Source organism: Streptomyces sp. NPDC002776 (genome assembly GCF_053592195.1).
Map to the genome: position 1 here is coordinate 448,270 of NZ_JBSFVG010000001.1, position 16,196 is coordinate 464,465.

Here is a 16,196-nt window from a genome sequence, read left to right on the forward strand (position 1 = left end):
TCACACCGACAGGCCCGGCGTAAGCATCCCGACAGCGCGTCGCTACGATGCTGGGGGCCGGAGGACCGTACCCGGCCGGGCCCGACCGACAGCACAAGCCGGCGCGGCCCCAATCCCCGCTCCCGGAGGGACTTCCGTGCCGGCTGGAACGCTGTACCGCGGCCGGGAAGGAATGTGGTCCTGGGTGGCTCACCGAGTCACCGGCGTCCTCATCTTCTTCTTCCTGTTCGTTCACGTACTGGACACCTCTCTCGTGCGTGTCTCCCCCGAGACCTACGACGAGGTCGTCGCGACGTACAAGACGCCGATCATCGCGCTGATGGAGTACGGGCTGTCCGCCGCCGTCCTCTTCCACGCGCTCAACGGTCTGCGGATCATCGCCGTCGACTTCTGGTCCAAGGGCCCGCGCTACCAGAAGCAGATGCTCTGGGCCGCCGTCGGTCTGTGGCTGGTGCTGATGCTGGGGGCGATCTACCCCCTCCTCGGCCACGCCGCTCGTGAACTGTTCGGGAGCTGACGCCCATGTCCACGACTGAGAAGACCGCGTCCGGAATCGGCCCCGTCGAGGGCCCCTCCGGTTACGACGTCGACAACCCGGCGCCCTACATCGAGGCCCCGCGCAAGCGCACCAAGAACACCCCGAAGTCGACCCGGGGCAACTTCGAGATGGCCGCCTGGCTCTTCATGCGGCTGTCCGGCATCGTCCTGGTCGTCCTGGTCATCGGCCACCTGCTGATCCAGCTGGTGCTCGACGGCGGCGTCTCCAAGATCGGTTTCGCCTTCGTGGCGGGCCGCTGGGCATCCCCGTTCTGGCAGGTCTGGGATCTGCTGATGCTCTGGCTCGCGACGCTGCACGGCGCCAACGGCCTGCGCACGGTCATCAACGACTACGCGGAGCGCGCGAACACCCGGCTGTGGCTGAAGGGCCTGCTCTACACCGCCACGGTGTTCACCATCCTGCTGGGCACGCTGGTGATCTTCACCTTCGACCCGAACATCCGCTAGGCACGGGGCTGCGAGAATCATGAAGATCCACAAGTACGACACCGTCATCGTCGGCGCCGGTGGCGCGGGCATGCGCGCGGCCATCGAGTCCACCAAGCGCAGCCGCACCGCCGTGCTCACCAAGCTCTACCCCACCCGCTCCCACACGGGCGCCGCGCAGGGCGGCATGGCCGCCGCGCTGGCCAACGTGGAGGAGGACAACTGGGAGTGGCACACCTTCGACACGGTCAAGGGCGGTGACTACCTGGTCGACCAGGACGCCGCCGAGATCCTGGCGAAGGAGGCCATCGACTCGGTCCTCGACCTGGAGAAGATGGGCCTGCCGTTCAACCGCACCCCGAACGGCACCATCGACCAGCGCCGCTTCGGCGGTCACAGCCGCAACCACGGTGAGGCCCCGGTCCGCCGGTCCTGCTACGCCGCGGACCGCACCGGCCACATGATCCTCCAGACGCTGTACCAGAACTGCGTCAAGCAGGGCGTGGAGTTCTTCAACGAGTTCTACGTCCTGGACCAGCTGATCACCGAGGTGGACGGCGTCAAGCGCTCCGCCGGTGTGGTGGCGTACGAGCTGGCCACCGGTGAGATCCACGTCTTCCAGGCGAAGGCCGTCATCTACGCCTCCGGCGGCTGCGGCAAGTTCTTCAAGGTGACGTCGAACGCGCACACCCTGACCGGTGACGGCCAGGCCGCCGTCTACCGGCGCGGGCTGCCGCTGGAGGACATGGAGTTCTTCCAGTTCCACCCGACCGGCATCTGGCGCATGGGCATCCTGCTGACGGAGGGCGCCCGCGGTGAGGGCGGCATCCTCCGCAACAAGGACGGCGAGCGCTTCATGGAGAAGTACGCGCCGGTCATGAAGGACCTCGCCTCCCGGGACGTCGTCTCGCGCTCCATCTACACGGAGATCCGCGAGGGCCGCGGCTGCGGTCCCGAGGGCGACCACGTCTACCTGGACCTCACCCACCTCCCGCCGGAGCAGCTGGACGCCAAGCTCCCGGACATCACCGAGTTCGCGCGCACCTACCTCGGCATCGAGCCCTACACGGACCCGATCCCGATCCAGCCGACCGCGCACTACGCGATGGGCGGCATCCCGACCAACGTCCAGGGTGAGGTGCTCGCCGACAACACGACCGTGGTCCCGGGCCTGTACGCCGCCGGCGAGGTCGCGTGTGTGTCGGTGCACGGCGCCAACCGGCTGGGCACCAACTCGCTGCTGGACATCAACGTCTTCGGCAAGCGCGCGGGCATCGCCGCCGCCGAGTACTCCCAGAAGGCCGACTTCGTCGAGCTGCCGGAGAACCCGGCGGAGCTGGTGCTGGCCCAGGTGGAGAGCCTGCGCACGTCCACCGGCACCGAGCGGGTGGCGACGCTGCGCAAGGAGCTGCAGGAGACCATGGACGCCAACGTCATGGTGTTCCGCACCGAGCAGACGATCAAGACGGCGGTCGAGAAGATCGCCGAACTGCGCGAGCGCTACCGGAACGTGTCGATCCAGGACAAGGGCAAGCGGTTCAACACCGACCTGCTGGAGGCCATCGAGCTGGGCAACCTGCTCGACCTCGCCGAGGTCATGGCCGTCTCCGCGCTCGCCCGCAAGGAGTCCCGCGGCGGTCACTACCGCGAGGACTACCCCAACCGCGACGACGTCAACTTCATGCGCCACACCATGGCGTACCGCGAGGTGGGCGACGACGGCACGGAGTCCGTACGTCTCGACTACAAGCCGGTCGTCCAGACCCGCTACCAGCCGATGGAGCGTAAGTACTGATGGCAACCCCCGTTCTGGACAAGGTGGAGGCGGACTCCGCCGCCTCTCCCTACATCACCGTCACCTTCCGCGTCCGCCGGTTCAACCCGGAGGTCTCGGCCGAGGCGACCTGGGAAGACTTCCAGCTGGAGATCGACCCCAAGGAGCGCGTCCTCGACGGTCTGCACAAGATCAAGTGGGAGGTCGACGGCACGCTGACCTTCCGTCGCTCCTGCGCGCACGGCATCTGCGGTTCCGACGCCATGCGGATCAACGGCAAGAACCGTCTCGCCTGCAAGACGCTGATCAAGGACATCAACCCCGAGAAGCCGATCACGGTCGAGCCCATCAAGGGCCTCACGGTCCTGAAGGACCTCGTGGTCGACATGGAGCCGTTCTTCCAGGCGTACCGCGACGTGATGCCCTTCCTCATCACGAAGGACACCAACGAGCCGACGCGTGAGCGACTGCAGAGCGCCGAGGACCGCGAGCGGTTCGACGACACCACCAAGTGCATCCTGTGCGCCGCGTGCACGTCGTCCTGCCCGGTCTTCTGGAACGACGGCCAGTACTTCGGCCCGGCGGCCATCGTCAACGCGCACCGCTTCATCTTCGACTCGCGTGACGAGGCCGGCGAGCAGCGCCTGGAGATCCTCAACGACAAGGACGGCGTGTGGCGTTGCCGCACGACCTTCAACTGCACGGACGCCTGTCCGCGTGGCATCGAGGTCACCAAGGCGATCGCCGAGGTCAAGAAGGCGCTGATCACGCGCCGCTTCTGAGCTCCGCCGCGTTGGCCGAGGGCCCTGCTTCCGTCGCATCGGGAGCGGGGCCTCCGGGCTTTCCGGGGCCCTCTGCACCGTGGCCTGTCCCATGCGCCAACCGTACGAGCCGCCGCTGACAATCCCGGGATCCGGCCGATCATCCACCTACTCTGACTGTGTGTCAGATGACGAGTCCTACGAACTGCTCGGGTTCGACAACGTGCTGCTGCCCGTCGGTGACCTCGGTGAGGCCGTCGGGTTCTACGAACGCGCCGGGTTCACGACGGCGTTCCGGTTCGACGAGGCGGGGATCGCGCTGCTGAAGGTGGGCGGGGAGACCCCCGGCATCCTGCTGCGGCAGGAGGAGGGGCTGAATCACCGCCCGCCGCCCTGGCACGCCCCCCGTCTGTGGCTGGAGGTGCCGGACGCCCGCGCGGCCGCCCGCCGGCTCGCCGACGCCGGGATCGTGCCGCTGGACGAGCCGTTCCCGGGGGCCACCGGATGGACCGTCGAGGTCGCCGACCCCTGGGGGAACGTCCTCGGCCTCACCGACTACACCAAGCGCCCGGCGCTCGGCCGACGCCCCAGAGGCGGACCCGCACCTGCTGAGGCGGCCGGTTTTCGACCACCGACTTGGCATGCACCCTTCCAAAATGGCGCTCAGGTGGGACGCTCCTGACAGCTTCGATCCACTCCGCACCCCTCACAAAGGAGTACGCGTGCGAGGCATACCTCGGATATCCCGCTCCCTCCTCGTCGGCGTCACCGCCCTGCTCACCGCCGCCGGGGCACTGGCCGTACCGGCGAGCGCCGGGCCCCGGTCCGACACCGGCGTCCGTCCGGTCACCCAAGCCGCGCAGGAGAGAGCCGCCGCGTTCTGGACCCCCGCGCGGATGCGGGCGGCCGAGCCGCTGGACCTGCTCCCGGTGAGCGGCCACCGCGGCACGGCGCCGGCCAAGGGCGCCCGGACCACCGTCCCGGCCACCGTCCCGGCCACCGACGCCGGCACCGGCATCCAGGCCTTCCCGCACGGCGGCGGCGCCTGGACCGGCGGCGGGGCCGTGGTCTCCACGGCGGGCCGGGTCTTCTTCACCTACCAGGGCCGTACGGCGTCCTGTTCCGGCAACGCCGTCACCAGCGCCAACAAGAGCACCGTCATCACCGCGGGCCACTGCGTGCGGATGGGCGGCGCCTGGCACACCAACTGGGTCTTCGTGCCCGGTTACCACGACGGCCAGTCCCCCCACGGCCGCTGGACCGCCACCAGGACCCTCGCCACCCCGCAGTGGACGGCGAGCGAGGACATCAACTACGACATCGGCGCCGCCGTCGTCGCCCCGCTGAACGGGCGGTCTCTGACGGACGTCGTCGGCGGACAGGGCCTCGCCTTCAACACGGGCTACAACCTGCGCATGTACGCCTTCGGCTTCCCGGCCGCGAGCCCTTACGACGGGGAGAAGTTCATCTACTGCTCCGGCAGCACCAGCCGGGACTTCCTGCTCTCCAACGACCACGGCATGACCTGCAACATGACCGGCGGCTCCAGCGGCGGCCCCTGGTTCACCCAGTTCAACGAGTCCACCGGCACCGGACTGCTGTCCTCGGTGAACAGCTTCAAGTACAACTTCCTCCCGAACCGGATGTACGGCCCCTACTTCGGCGCCGACGCGCAGAACCTGTACCAGGCGGCACAGTCGTCCTGATCCGCACCGGTCGGTGCACGGACTTCCTGCCGGGGATGACGCGGGTGACGCCGCCCCCGGCAGGAAGCCGTATCCGTTCAGTTGACCGCGTCGACCTCGCCCTCGGCGAGCTCCACGTCGTAGACCAGCGGCTCACCGTCCACCACCACGTGCCCCGCGCGCGAGCCGTGCGCCGAGGCCGTCGCCGCCAGCAGATAGGTGCCCGGCGCCGGGACCGAGACGATGTACGAGCCGTCCGCCAGGGAGGTCACCCGGTCCAGTTGGCGGCCGCCCTTGGACAGCAGGGTGACGGCCGCTCCCGGCACCGGGTCGCCGTCCGCGGTACGGATGAAGCCGTGCACCACCGAGGCACCGCCCTCGACCGCCGGCCGCTGCTCCAGCGCCTCCTCCTTCGGCTCGACCGCCAGATGCGGCAGCCGCTTCTCCAGACCGGCCGGCAGCCACCAGTTGGACTTGCCGAGCAGGAACATCGCGGCCGGCACCAGCGCCGTACGCAGGATGAACGCGTCCAGAGCCACCGCCGCCGCGAGACCGACGCCCGCCATCGCGCCCTCCATGTCACCGCTGAGGACGAACGCGGAGAACACGCAGATCATGATCAGGGCCGCGCAGTTGATGACCCGGCTGGTCTCCGCCAGGCCCACCCGCACGGCGCGCGCGTTGTCCTTGGTGTGCACCCATTCCTCGTGCATCCGGCTGACCAGGAAGACCTGGTAGTCCATGGAGAGGCCGAAGAGCAGCGAGAGCATGATGACCGGCAGGAACGACGTGATCGGGCCCTCCTTGCCGACGCCGATCAGCTCGGTGCCCCAGCCCCACTGGAAGATCGCCACCAGTACACCGAAGGACGCGGCGGCCGCGATCAGGTTCATCAGCGCGGCCGTCAGCGGCACGACCAGCGAGCGGAACGCCACCAGCAGGAGCAGGAAGCCCAGCGCGATGATCGCCGCGATGAAGTAGGGCAGCCGGTCCGAGGTCACCGACGCGAAGTCCTTGAACACGGCCGTCACACCGCCCACATGGGCCTCGACGCCCGCCTGGGCGATCACGTCGTCGCGCAGCCGGTCGATCAGCTGGTCGGTCTGCTCCGACTGCGGTGAGGTCGTCGGCACCACGTTGATCACCGAGACGCCGTTGGCGGGCGGTACGGCGGCCACCTGGGCCACTCCCTCGGTGGACTCGATGGCGGTGACGAGCGAGTCGGGGGCGGGGCCGTCCACGACGACCTGGAGCGGGCCGTTGACACCGGGTCCGAAGCCCTCGGCGAGCAGGTCGTAGGCCTGCCGGGTGGTCGTGGACTCCTGGTGGTTGCCCTGGTCGGTGGCGCCGAGCCGGATCGACAGCACCGGCAGCGCCAGCACCGCCATGACGGCGAGGGCGCCCGCGGCGACCGTCCGCGGCCGCTTCTGGACGTACACCGACCAGCGCGCCGCGAGCCCGCTCGCCTCGTCCGGCTCCGGTCCCGTCGCGGCCAGCCGACGGCGCTGCCTGCGGCTGAGCACCCGCGGGCCGAGCAGGCCCAGCAGCGCGGGCAGCAGGGTGATCGCGGCGAGCACGCTGAGCACCACCGTCAGCGAGGTCGCGATGACCACGCCGTCCAGGAACCGCATGTTCATCACCAGCATGCCGGCGAGCGCGATGCACACCGTGCCGCCCGCGAACAGCACCGCACGCCCGGAGGTGTTCAGGGCCGTCACCGCGGCCTCCTCCGGCTTCATCCCGCGCAGGATGCCGCGCCGGTGCCGGGTCACGATGAACAGCGCGTAGTCGATGCCGACGCCGAGGCCGATCAGCGAGCCGAGCAGCGGCGCGACCTCGGGCACGTCCGTGACATGGCTGAGCAGCATCGTGGAGAGCATGCCGGTGCCCACGCCCGCGATCGCCACCACGATCGGCACCAGCATCGCGAACAGCGAGCCGAAGGCGAGGAACAGCACGACCGCCGCGGCGAGGATGCCGACCGCCTCGGCGGTGCCGGCCGGCGGCTCCTGCGTACGGGCGATCGCCTGTCCGCCCAGCTCCACCTGGAGTCCGTCCCGCTCGGCGGCCTGCGCGGTGTCGACGATGTCCTCGATCACCTCCTTCGGGATGGCGTTGGCCTGCTCCTTGAAGGTGATCTGGGCGTACGCGATCCGCCCATTCTCGCTGACCTGCGGGTCGGTGACCTCACCGACCCCGTCCATCCCCGCGATCTCCTCCAGCGCGGGCCGTACGCGGCTCTCCACGGCCGCGTCCCGCACGGAGCCCTCGTCCACCTTCCACACCACCGTGTCGGTGTCTCCGGCGCGCTCCGGGAAGGCCTTCTCCATCAGGTCGTACGCGCGCTTGGAGTCCGTGTCCGGCAGGGAGAAGACGTTCGCGTAGTCCGTGCCCGCGGCGGAACCGCCGAAGCCCAGGCCGAACAGTGCCCCCACCCACAGCAACAGGACCACCAGCCGGTGCCGATAGCACCACCGTGCCAATGTCGCCACGCTCAACGCTCCTTCATCGGTCGTCGGTCGGTCCCCCAGGTCCTGCACACCACCATCGGGGCCGCCGCTCGCGCGCGGACAGCCGACGGGCTCGACTCTCAAGGAACTCCAAACCGGGAACCGGCCCGGTTGTCAGTGGTCGCGCCGATACTGGGCACATGACTACGGCTGTGGGCACCGTGCTGGTCGTGGAGGACGAGGAGAGCATCGCGGACGTCCTCGCCATCGCCCTGCGCTACCACCGGTTCGAGGTGATGACCGCGGGCACCGTCCGTGAGGCCCTGGCGCTCGCCGGGCGCACCCGGCCCGATGTGGCGCTGCTGGACGTGATGCTGCCGGACGGCGACGGCCGCGCCCTCGGCCGTCAGCTGCGCGTCCATCAGCCGGAGCTGGCGCTGGTCTTCCTCACCGCCCGCGACTCGCCCGCCGAGATCGTCGGCGCCCTGGGCTTCGGCGACGACTACATCACCAAGCCCTTCGACATCGACGTGGTGATCGCCCGCGTCACCGCCGTCCTGCGCCGCACCCGCGCCGCCGACGTCCTCCCCCAGCGCCCGCCGCTGCGCTACGGCGATCTGGAGCTGGACGAGTCGACGTACTCCGTGCACCGCGCGGGCCGCACCGTCGAGCTCACCCCCACCGAGTACGCCCTGCTGCGCTTCCTCGTCCGCAACGGCGGCCGGATCGTGCCCAAGGAGCAACTGCTGCGGCACGTCTGGCAGTACGAGCACACCCCGCCCGAGTCGACCGTCGTGGAGACCTACATCAGCTATCTGCGCCGCAAGCTCGACACCCTCGGACCGCCCGTCATCACCACCCGCCGGGGCGTCGGCTACGGACTGGCATGAGGTTCCGGTGCCTGGGCCGGGGGCATCGCGGCATCCACTCGCTGCGCGCCAAGCTGACCCTGGCGAACGTGGCCCTGCTGGCCCTGGGCATCGTCGCGGCGACCGCGATCAGCCTGATGGCCGCCCGCCACTATCTCCTCGACAAGATCGACTCCGAGCTGCTCGCGACCCGCACCACCCTGCAGAACGCCGGGTTCAGCATGCGCCAGATCGAGTCGCTCGGTGAACTGGGCATCGCCATGGACCAGTTCGCGGGCAGCGGCGCCGAATCCCTGCCGAGTTCGACCGGGTCGGTCTTCGTGGCCGTCGACCGCGTGGGCCGGCCCGTCTCCCTGGGCCCGCTGGCACCGACGGCACGGCAGCGTTCGGTGGCCGCCGAGGTCGGTGATCCCACGGTCCTGGCCGCCGCGGCGGAACCCCGGGACATCGAGGTGGAGGGCACCCCGTACCGGGTGGTCGCCGCCCGCCTGTCCGACGGTCCGGTGGTCCTGATCGCGATCTCCACCGACGCCCTGCACGAGGGCATGGCCAAGGCGCTCAAGCTGGACCTCGCCTTCGGCACCCTGCTGCTGGCCCTGCTGGCCTGTCTGACCCTGTTCAGCGTCAGCCGCAGGATGCGTCCGCTGGAGGACATGGTGGAGACCTCCTCGGCCATCGCGGAGGGCGACCTGACCCGCAGAGTCCCCTCCAGCCGGGACGCCACCCTGGAGGTGGAGCAGCTGCGGCTGGCCCTCAACTCCATGCTCCACCAGGTCGAGTTGGCCTACCGCACCCGTGAACGCAGCGCGGCCCAGCTCCGCCGCTTCGTGGCGGACGCCTCGCACGAACTGCGCACCCCGCTGGCGGCGATACGCGGCTATCTGCAGCTCTACGACAAGGGCATGCTCAGCGACCCCGACCAGCGCAAACGGGCCTGGGAGCGGGTGCTGGCGGAGGCCGACCGGATGGGCCGCCTGGTGGACGAGCTGCTGTGCCTGGCCCGCTTGGACCAGCAGCCCGAACTCCGGTTCCGCAACGTGGACATCAGCCGGCTGGTCCGGGACGCGGCGGAGGACCTGCGCGTCCAGCAGCCGGAGCGTCCGGTGACGGTGTCGGCGGAGGGCGCCCTCCTGGTCCGGGCCGACGAGTCGGGGCTGCGGCAGGTGGTGGGCAACCTGACCGGGAACGTCCGCACGCACACGCCCGTCGACGCCCCGGTCCACCTCGCGGTGGAGCGGGCGGACGGTGTCGTGCGGATGCGCGTGGCGGACCGGGGCCCGGGGCTGGCCCAGGAGGACGCGGCCCGCATCTTCGACCGCTTCTTCCGGGCCGGAGGAGGCGCGGGCAGCGGCCTGGGCATGGCGATCGTGCAGGGGGTGGTGAAGGCGCACGGGGGCGAGGTGGCGGTGGACACGGCGCCGGGCGAGGGGCTGACGGTGACGGTGACCCTGCCGATGTGAGGGGGCGGGGTGCCGTCGACAGACCCCGGATCAGGCCTGCCTGGAGGCCAGTTGGATGACCGTGATGTCCGACTCGGCCCCGACTCGCGTGGGCGGGCCCCACGCGCCGGCGCCGCGGCTGACGTAGAGCTGAGTGTCGCCGTACCGCTCCAGGCCCGCCAAGGTCGGGTTGGCGCCGGCCGCGACGAGGTTGCCGGGCCAGAGCTGGCCGCCGTGGGTGTGGCCGGAGAGCTGGAGGTCGACGCCGTGCTCGACGGCGTCGTGGATCTGCACGGGCTGGTGGGCGAGGAGCACGCACGCGCGTGCCGGGTCGCGGTCGCCGAGCGCCTTGGCGAAGTCGGGGCCCTGGCCCTCCTCCTCGCCCGCGATGTCGTTGACTCCTGCGAGGTCGAACCAGGGCAGTTCGGTCCGGGCGTTCTCCAGCGGGAGCAGACCGAGGCGCCGCACCTCCTCGACCCACTGCTCGGCGCCCGAGAAGTACTCGTGGTTGCCGGTGACGAAGTAGGCGGGGGCGTCGAGGCCGCGCAGCGGGGCCACGGCCGGGGCGAGGTCCCGCACGCTGCCGTCGACGAGGTCACCGACGACGGCGACGAGGTCCGGCCGGGTGGAGTTGATGGTGTCGACGACCCGTTGCGCGAAGCCCCTGCCGAGGACCGGGCCCAGGTGGACGTCGCTGACGACGGCGATGCGGTAACCGTGGGCCGCGCGCGGGAGCTTGGCGAGCGGGACGGTGACCCGCTTCACGCTCGGCCCGTTCAGCACGCCGTACGTGCCGATCCCGACGGTCCCCACGGCCGCCGCCGCGGCGGCGCCGCCGATGACACGGGAGCCGAACAGGCGGCGGGAGGGGGCGGCCACCAGCAGCGGGCCCTCGGGCTCGGGCGAGGAGGGCGCGCCCACCGGCACCGGCTCGGCCTGCCGCACGGGCGCCTCGGCGGGCTTGCGGCGCTCCAGCAGGCGGCGCAGCAGCGGTCGTAGGGCCTCGCCCGCCAGCAGGGCCAGCAGCAGGTACATCGAGAGCGCCAGCCACAGGAAGCCCGGCCACGCCAGCACCTGCTGCAGCCAGAAGGGCGCGCCGGTGCGCTCGGCCACCAGGGCGGCGAACGCCAGCAGCCAGCCGCCGGCGATCAGCGCGGCGCCCGCGCGGCGGACCCAGCCGGGGCCGCTGGAGGTGTCGCGGAAAAGGCGGCGCCACACGTACCAGTTGGCGGTCACCATGACCGCCAGGACGAGCACCACGAAGACGATGACCACGAAGTCGTATCCCTCTGCCTATGACGTCCGGCGCAATGCACGCACCCCGCGCAACCCGATGGCCCCGACAACCGTCCCCAATACGAAGGAGACGACCGCGAGCAGCAGGTGCACCCAGAAGTAGCCCGTCGGGTCGCCCGCGTCGTCGAACGCGAGCCCGCTGCCGTCCTTGACGAGGTTCTTGACGAAAGTGATCCAGATGAACCAGCTCCACACCCCGAAGGCGAGCAGGAACCAGGAGACGGGGCGGCTGAGCTTCATACGTTCAGTATCACCGCCGCGTGTCCGGTTCCACGGCCGGGGTGGGGGTCGGGGCGGGACATCACCCGCGGTGCCCTGTACGTTCTCGTCCGTGCCCGCACCCCAGAAGACCACCAGGCGATCGCTGCTGGTCACTTCCGCCGTTGCCGCCTCCCTCGCGCTGAGCGTGCCCGTCTCTCACGCGGCCCCGAGTCCCTCACCGACTCCGTCCGCGACTCCCCCGGCGACCATGTCGACGGTGGGCGGCGAGCGGCTCGGGCAGCCGGGGACACAGGTCGAGCTGGCGAGCGGGGTGCCCGTACTGCCCAAGAAACTGTCCGCGCGCTCGTGGATCGTCGCCGACGCCGAGTCCGGCGAGGTGCTCGCCGCGCACAACGCGCACTGGCGGCTCGCCCCCGCGAGCACGCTGAAGATGCTGTTCGCGGACACCCTGCTGCCGAAGTTCCCCTCCTCCACCAAGCACAAGGTGGTCCCCTCCGACTTGGTGGACGTGGGATCCGGGTCCAGCCTGGTCGGGATAAAGGAGGGCGAGAGCTACACCGTCCACGATCTGTGGCTGGGTGTCTTCCTGCGCTCCGGCAACGACGCCGTGCATGTGCTGTCGAAGATGAACGGCGGCATCGACAAGACCGTGGCGGAGATGAACGCGCACGCCGAGGAGCTCCAGGCGCTCGACACCCACGCGGTCTCCCCCGACGGCTACGACGCCCCCGGGCAGGTCTCCTCCGCCTACGACCTGACCCTGATCGCCCGCTCCGGACTGCAGAAGGAGGACTTCCGGAAGTACTGCTCGACGGTCTCCGCGAAGTTCCCGGGCGAGACGAAGAAGACCAAGAAGGGCAAGAAGGTCCGCGAGTCCTTCGAGATCCAGAACACCAACCGGCTGCTCAGCGGGGACGCCGGCATCTCCGTCTACCAGGGCATCGCGGGCGTGAAGAACGGCAACACCACCAACGCGGGCGCCACCTTCACCGGGGTCGCCGAGCGCGACGGCAAGGTGCTGCTGGTCACCGTCATGAACCCGGAGAAGGACGAGCACAACGAGGTCTACAAGGAGACCGCGCAGCTCTTCGACTGGGGCTTCAAGGCGGCCGGCAAGGTCCAGCCGGTGGGCGAGCTGGTGCCGCCGAGGAGCGCCGTCGAGGCGAGCGCCCAGCCGGGCGCCAGCGACTCCGGCGCCGGCTCCGGCGAGGCCGGCGGCTCCGGGGACGGCGAGCCGGTCGCGAAGCCGGTGGTGGGTGCCACGGCCGAGGGCGGTTCGAGCGGCGTCGGGATCGCGCTCGGGGTGACCGGTGGGCTGCTGGTGCTGCTCGCGGCGGGCGCGCTCCTGGTCAACCGCCGGTGGCCGCTGCCGGATCTGGTACGCCGACGTCGGTGACCTCTTCCGCCTTGGTGCCGGTCGCCGTCCACGCCGCGCAGAACACCACGAGCTTCGAGGTGAAGTTGATCCACAGCAGCAGGGCGACCGGCACCCCGAAGGCGCCGTACATGCTCTTCGAGGCCACGCCCTGCATATAGCCGCTGAGCAGCAGCTTCAGCAGTTCGAAGCCGATCGCGCCGATCAGCGCGGCCACCATCAGGCGGCGGCGCGGCGGCTCGACCCCGGGCAGCAGCGTGAGGACGTAGAGCAGGACCAGGAAGTCGGCGAGGACGGCGACCGCGAAGGCGACGATGTGCAGCAGGACGCTGCCGAAGCCGCCCTCGGCGATCCCCAGTTCCTTGATCAGCCGGCCGACCAGCGCGGACGCCACGGCGGAGGCGGCGATCGTGACCAGCACGGCGCCGCCGAGACCCAGCGGGATGCCCGCGTCCTTCGCCTTGTGCAGGACGGGGTTGTCCTCCTCGTCGTCCAGCTCCCACACCGCGCGCAGGCACTCGCGCATGGAGCCGACCCAGCTGATGCCGGTGAACAGCAGCAGGGCGCCGGCGATGAGGCCGATGGTGCCGGCGTTGTCCACCAGGCCGTCGACGTTCAGCTGGTCGGAGATGCCGGGCACCTGCTCGGCGATCTTGTCCTCGAGCGTGTTCTGCTGGTCGCTGCTGAGCGTGGCGGCGGCGATCGCGGCCGCCACGGCGAGCATGGGGAACAGCGCGACGAAACTGGTGAACGTCATCGCCGCGGCCAGCCGCGTCCATTTCACCCGGTCCATGCGCTCGTACGACCGCCACGCGTGCGTGGTCATCAACCGGGCCATGAGCGGCCCGATGACGGGGAGCTTTTTCAGCCAGTCCATGATCCGACTCTCCCCTCGTTGCGAAAGACCCATGTACGGGTTCCCCAGAACCGCAGGACAGTCGCCAGCGCCATGCCCACTCCGGCGCCGGACACGACGTCCGCGCGCGGGGAGGTGAACCCCAGGCCGTAGTGGCTGACGGCGAGGCAGAGCAGTTGTACGGCGGCCCCGGCGACGTTCACCGCGAAGAAGGCGGCGTACGGGCGCAGGCCCCTGGGGCGGGTGTGCCGGTAGGTGCCGAGCGCGTTGCCCGCGTAGGCCACCGTGCAACCGGCCACGAAGGACAGCGCCTTGGCGGTGAGCGGGTCGAGACCGGCCGGTCCGCGCAGGGCGACGAACAGGCCCGTGTCGACGGCGTAGGCGAGCAGGCCCGCGGCGGCGAAGCCCAGCAGTTCCCGCCGGTCCGCCCACGCGCGCGTCCTCACCAATTGGCCACCGCCAGGCCGTACATGGCGAGCCAGACGAGCGCGATCAGGGCGAGGGCGCGGTCGCGCAGTACGACGTCCTCGGGTTCGCCCGCCGTGCCGCGGTCGGCGAAGACGGCGTACCGGAGGATCGCGAGGATGAACGCGACCATGGACAGCTGCCGCCAGGGCAGCACGCTGGTGTGCGGGACCCCGCCCTCCTCCAGCGCCCACAGGCAGTACCCGAGGACGGCGACCCCGGCCGCGAGCTGCCACACGAAGCGCAGGTAGCCGGTGGTGTACTCGGTGAGCAACGCGCGCGTGGCGCCCGCCTTTCCGGCCATCTGCACGGCTTCGGAGTAGCGCTTGGCCGACACCATGAACAGCGCGCCGAAGCCGGTCGTGATCAGGAACCAGCGCGAGAGCGGGATGCCGAGCGCGAGCCCGCCGACCATGGCCCGCATCAGGAAGCCCGTGGTCACGACCACCAGGTCGACGACCAGGACGTGCTTGAGGCTGACGCAGTACGCCAGTTGCATGCCCAGGTAGGCGGCGAGCAGGGCGGCGACCAGGGGGTGGCTCAGCCAGGCGGCGGCGGCCGGGGCGAGGACGGCGAGGGCGCCGCCGACGGCGTAGGCGACCAGTACGGGTACCTGGCCGGCCGCGACCGGGCGGTGCCGTTTGGTGGGGTGGGCGCGGTCGGCCTCCGCGTCGCGGGCGTCGTTGATCAGGTAGACAGCCGCGGCGCAGGCGGTGAAGAGGGTGAAGACGAGGGCGAGTTGGGTGAGGGCGTGGGTCGTGAAGAGCTGGCCCGCGGCGGCGGGGGCGGCTACCACCAGGACGTTCTTGACCCACTGTTTGGGGCGGGCGGTCCGGAGGAGGCCGCGCAGGAGGCCGGGGGTCGTGGTGCCGGTGGCGCGCGGGGGCGTGCGCTGTTCCAGGAGCGCGGGTTCTCTGGTGCCGGGCGTGGCACCGGCCAGGGGCGTGATCTCAGTCATGCGCGCCGCCCTTCATCCACCGCGCGCCCGCACACGCCGTGAGAACTCCCAGGGCGGCGCCCGCCACCACGTCGGAGGGGTAGTGGACGCCGACGACCAGACGGGAGAGACACATGGCGGCAGCGAGGGGCGGGAGGACGACGCGGGCGGCTGTGAGGGTGGGGTGGGGGGTGGTGTCGGCGGGCCGGGGTGTGGTGTCGGCGGGCCGGGGTGTGGTGTCGGCGGGGCGGGTGGCCGTGCCTACGGGGTGGGCCGTGTCGGCAGGGCGGGCGGTCGTAAGGGCGGGGTGGGGTTCCGTGGGCGGCAGGCGCTTGGCCGTGAGGGCGAGGTGAGGCGCCGTGTCGGCGGAGCGGGCGGCCGTGCCGACGGGGCTGGCGGGCGTAAGGGCAGGGCTGGTGGCCGTGAGGGCAGGGTGGGGTGCCGTGAGGGCAGGGTGGGGTGCCGTGCTGGCGGTGTCGGTTGCCCGGAGGGCGGTGTCGGTTGCCCGGAGGGCGGGCGCGGCTGCCTGGCGGGCGGGCGCGGCTGCCTGGCGGGCGGGCGCGGCTGCCCGGCGTGCGGGCGCGGCTGCCCGGCGTGCGGGCGCGGCTGCCGTGGCGGCCAGGGATGGCGCTGTGCTGCCGCGCGCTGTCAGCATGCCGAAGGCGACCGCGGCGGCCGCTGCGGAGGCCGCGTGGGAGCTGGGGAAGGAGTGGCGGCCCGCGGTGCGTACGAGGGGGGCGACGTGCGCGGGGCGCGGGCGGCGCACCACCCTCTTCACTCCCATGCTGGCGAGGTGCGCCCCCGCGGTGAGCGCGGTCCCGCGCAACCAGGCGCCGCGCCGCGCTCCGTCGGCGGCGGCTCCCGCGAGGCCCGCCGCCAGCCACAGGGCACCGTGCTCACCGGCCCAGGACAGGGCCCGCGCGGCGCCGGCGACGCGCGGATCACCGCCGTACACACGCAGCGCCGAAAGGATTCGGTGGTCCAGATGGTCCATGAGGACTCACTGTTCACGCCGACCCCGCCGTAACTCCGGCAATATTGAGCGACATCCCATTAATCACCCATTTCGGGGAGAGTAGGGAT

The 16,196-nt window shown here is 71.0% G+C and carries 15 protein-coding genes and 2 pseudogenes; 9 read left to right on the plus strand and 8 right to left on the minus strand.

What is annotated here, in order from left to right; translation table 11 throughout:
- Positions 1 to 136 precede the first annotated feature (136 nt).
- The 6 genes and pseudogenes from sdhC (at position 137) to ACWD11_RS02070 (ending at position 5,225) form a co-directional block, all read left to right on the plus strand.
- Positions 137 to 517, plus strand: coding sequence for a succinate dehydrogenase, cytochrome b556 subunit (sdhC, locus tag ACWD11_RS02045; protein ID WP_308293287.1), 381 nt, complete (start codon positions 137 to 139; stop codon positions 515 to 517).
- 5 nt (positions 518 to 522) lie between these two features.
- Positions 523 to 1,005 (plus strand): succinate dehydrogenase hydrophobic membrane anchor subunit, encoded by a 483-nt coding sequence (locus tag ACWD11_RS02050; RefSeq protein WP_250077920.1) that lies wholly within the window; start codon positions 523 to 525, stop codon positions 1,003 to 1,005.
- Positions 1,006 to 1,024: 19 nt separating this feature from the next.
- Positions 1,025 to 2,779, plus strand: a complete 1,755-nt coding sequence (sdhA, locus tag ACWD11_RS02055; RefSeq protein ID WP_389415301.1) for a succinate dehydrogenase flavoprotein subunit — start codon at positions 1,025 to 1,027, stop codon at positions 2,777 to 2,779.
- Complete coding sequence (locus ACWD11_RS02060) at positions 2,779 to 3,540, plus strand: succinate dehydrogenase iron-sulfur subunit (protein WP_389415302.1); 762 nt, start codon at positions 2,779 to 2,781, stop codon at positions 3,538 to 3,540. Before sdhA ends, ACWD11_RS02060 begins: the two co-directional genes overlap by 1 nt.
- Positions 3,541 to 3,700: 160 nt before the next feature.
- Positions 3,701 to 4,108 (plus strand): annotated as a pseudogene (locus ACWD11_RS02065) (VOC family protein); the annotation flags it as partial.
- 133 nt (positions 4,109 to 4,241) lie between these two features.
- Complete coding sequence (locus tag ACWD11_RS02070; RefSeq protein ID WP_389415304.1) at positions 4,242 to 5,225, plus strand: trypsin-like serine peptidase; 984 nt, start codon at positions 4,242 to 4,244, stop codon at positions 5,223 to 5,225.
- Positions 5,226 to 5,302: 77 nt separating this feature from the next.
- Here the strand turns inward: ACWD11_RS02070 and ACWD11_RS02075 are convergent, their stop codons facing one another.
- Positions 5,303 to 7,687 carry an MMPL family transporter gene (locus ACWD11_RS02075; protein ID WP_451281129.1) on the minus strand — a complete coding sequence of 795 codons (2,385 nt, stop codon included), beginning with the start codon at positions 7,685 to 7,687 and terminating at the stop codon, positions 5,303 to 5,305.
- Positions 7,688 to 7,854: 167 nt separating this feature from the next.
- Between ACWD11_RS02075 and ACWD11_RS02080 the strand changes: the two genes are divergently transcribed.
- Together ACWD11_RS02080 and ACWD11_RS02085 are read left to right on the plus strand one after the other, a co-directional pair.
- Positions 7,855 to 8,544 carry a response regulator transcription factor gene (locus tag ACWD11_RS02080; protein ID WP_389415305.1) on the plus strand — a complete coding sequence of 230 codons (690 nt, stop codon included), beginning with the start codon at positions 7,855 to 7,857 and terminating at the stop codon, positions 8,542 to 8,544.
- Positions 8,541 to 9,983 (plus strand): sensor histidine kinase, encoded by a 1,443-nt coding sequence (locus tag ACWD11_RS02085; protein ID WP_451280726.1) that lies wholly within the window; start codon positions 8,541 to 8,543, stop codon positions 9,981 to 9,983. Before ACWD11_RS02080 ends, ACWD11_RS02085 begins: the two co-directional genes overlap by 4 nt.
- A 30-nt stretch (positions 9,984 to 10,013) precedes the next feature.
- Here ACWD11_RS02085 and ACWD11_RS02090 read toward each other — a convergent pair whose 3' ends face one another.
- A complete protein-coding gene (locus ACWD11_RS02090; RefSeq protein WP_451280728.1) occupies positions 10,014 to 11,237 on the minus strand; it encodes a metallophosphoesterase in 1,224 nt (407 codons plus the stop codon).
- Between the two features lie 18 nt (positions 11,238 to 11,255).
- Positions 11,256 to 11,498, minus strand: coding sequence for an SCO4848 family membrane protein (locus ACWD11_RS02095; RefSeq protein WP_389415308.1), 243 nt, complete (start codon positions 11,496 to 11,498; stop codon positions 11,256 to 11,258).
- Between the two features lie 91 nt (positions 11,499 to 11,589).
- On the opposite strand from ACWD11_RS02095, the gene ACWD11_RS02100 reads away from it, so the two are divergent.
- A complete protein-coding gene (locus ACWD11_RS02100) occupies positions 11,590 to 12,876 on the plus strand; it encodes a D-alanyl-D-alanine carboxypeptidase family protein (protein ID WP_451280730.1) in 1,287 nt (428 codons plus the stop codon).
- Here the strand turns inward: ACWD11_RS02100 and ACWD11_RS02105 are convergent.
- From ACWD11_RS02105 to ACWD11_RS02125, 5 genes and pseudogenes are all read right to left on the minus strand, one after another.
- Complete coding sequence (locus tag ACWD11_RS02105) at positions 12,830 to 13,732, minus strand: YihY/virulence factor BrkB family protein (RefSeq protein ID WP_451280732.1); 903 nt, start codon at positions 13,730 to 13,732, stop codon at positions 12,830 to 12,832. The genes ACWD11_RS02100 and ACWD11_RS02105 overlap by 47 nt on opposite strands.
- Complete coding sequence (locus ACWD11_RS02110; RefSeq protein WP_451280734.1) at positions 13,720 to 14,157, minus strand: GtrA family protein; 438 nt, start codon at positions 14,155 to 14,157, stop codon at positions 13,720 to 13,722. Before ACWD11_RS02110 ends, ACWD11_RS02105 begins: the two co-directional genes overlap by 13 nt.
- Positions 14,154 to 15,134 carry a decaprenyl-phosphate phosphoribosyltransferase gene (locus ACWD11_RS02115; RefSeq protein WP_451280736.1) on the minus strand — a complete coding sequence of 327 codons (981 nt, stop codon included), beginning with the start codon at positions 15,132 to 15,134 and terminating at the stop codon, positions 14,154 to 14,156. Before ACWD11_RS02115 ends, ACWD11_RS02110 begins: the two co-directional genes overlap by 4 nt.
- Positions 15,127 to 15,735 carry a phosphatase PAP2 family protein gene (locus ACWD11_RS02120; RefSeq protein ID WP_451281131.1) on the minus strand — a complete coding sequence of 203 codons (609 nt, stop codon included), beginning with the start codon at positions 15,733 to 15,735 and terminating at the stop codon, positions 15,127 to 15,129. Before ACWD11_RS02120 ends, ACWD11_RS02115 begins: the two co-directional genes overlap by 8 nt.
- Positions 15,727 to 16,107, minus strand: a pseudogene (locus ACWD11_RS02125) (phosphatase PAP2 family protein); the annotation flags it as partial. The pseudogene ACWD11_RS02125 and the gene ACWD11_RS02120, both read right to left, overlap by 9 nt.
- Positions 16,108 to 16,196 lie beyond the last annotated feature (89 nt).

Coding starts and splice junctions, on each gene's coding strand:
- ACWD11_RS02050 (WP_250077920.1), top strand. CDS start 523: ATGTCCACGACTGAGAAGACCGCGTCCGGAATCGGCCCCGTCGAGGGC.
- sdhA (WP_389415301.1), top strand. CDS start 1,025: ATGAAGATCCACAAGTACGACACCGTCATCGTCGGCGCCGGTGGCGCG.
- ACWD11_RS02060 (WP_389415302.1), top strand. CDS start 2,779: ATGGCAACCCCCGTTCTGGACAAGGTGGAGGCGGACTCCGCCGCCTCT.
- ACWD11_RS02080 (WP_389415305.1), top strand. CDS start 7,855: ATGACTACGGCTGTGGGCACCGTGCTGGTCGTGGAGGACGAGGAGAGC.
- ACWD11_RS02085 (WP_451280726.1), top strand. CDS start 8,541: ATGAGGTTCCGGTGCCTGGGCCGGGGGCATCGCGGCATCCACTCGCTG.
- ACWD11_RS02095 (WP_389415308.1), bottom strand. CDS start 11,498: ATGAAGCTCAGCCGCCCCGTCTCCTGGTTCCTGCTCGCCTTCGGGGTG.
- ACWD11_RS02105 (WP_451280732.1), bottom strand. CDS start 13,732: ATGGACTGGCTGAAAAAGCTCCCCGTCATCGGGCCGCTCATGGCCCGG.
- ACWD11_RS02115 (WP_451280736.1), bottom strand. CDS start 15,134: ATGACTGAGATCACGCCCCTGGCCGGTGCCACGCCCGGCACCAGAGAA.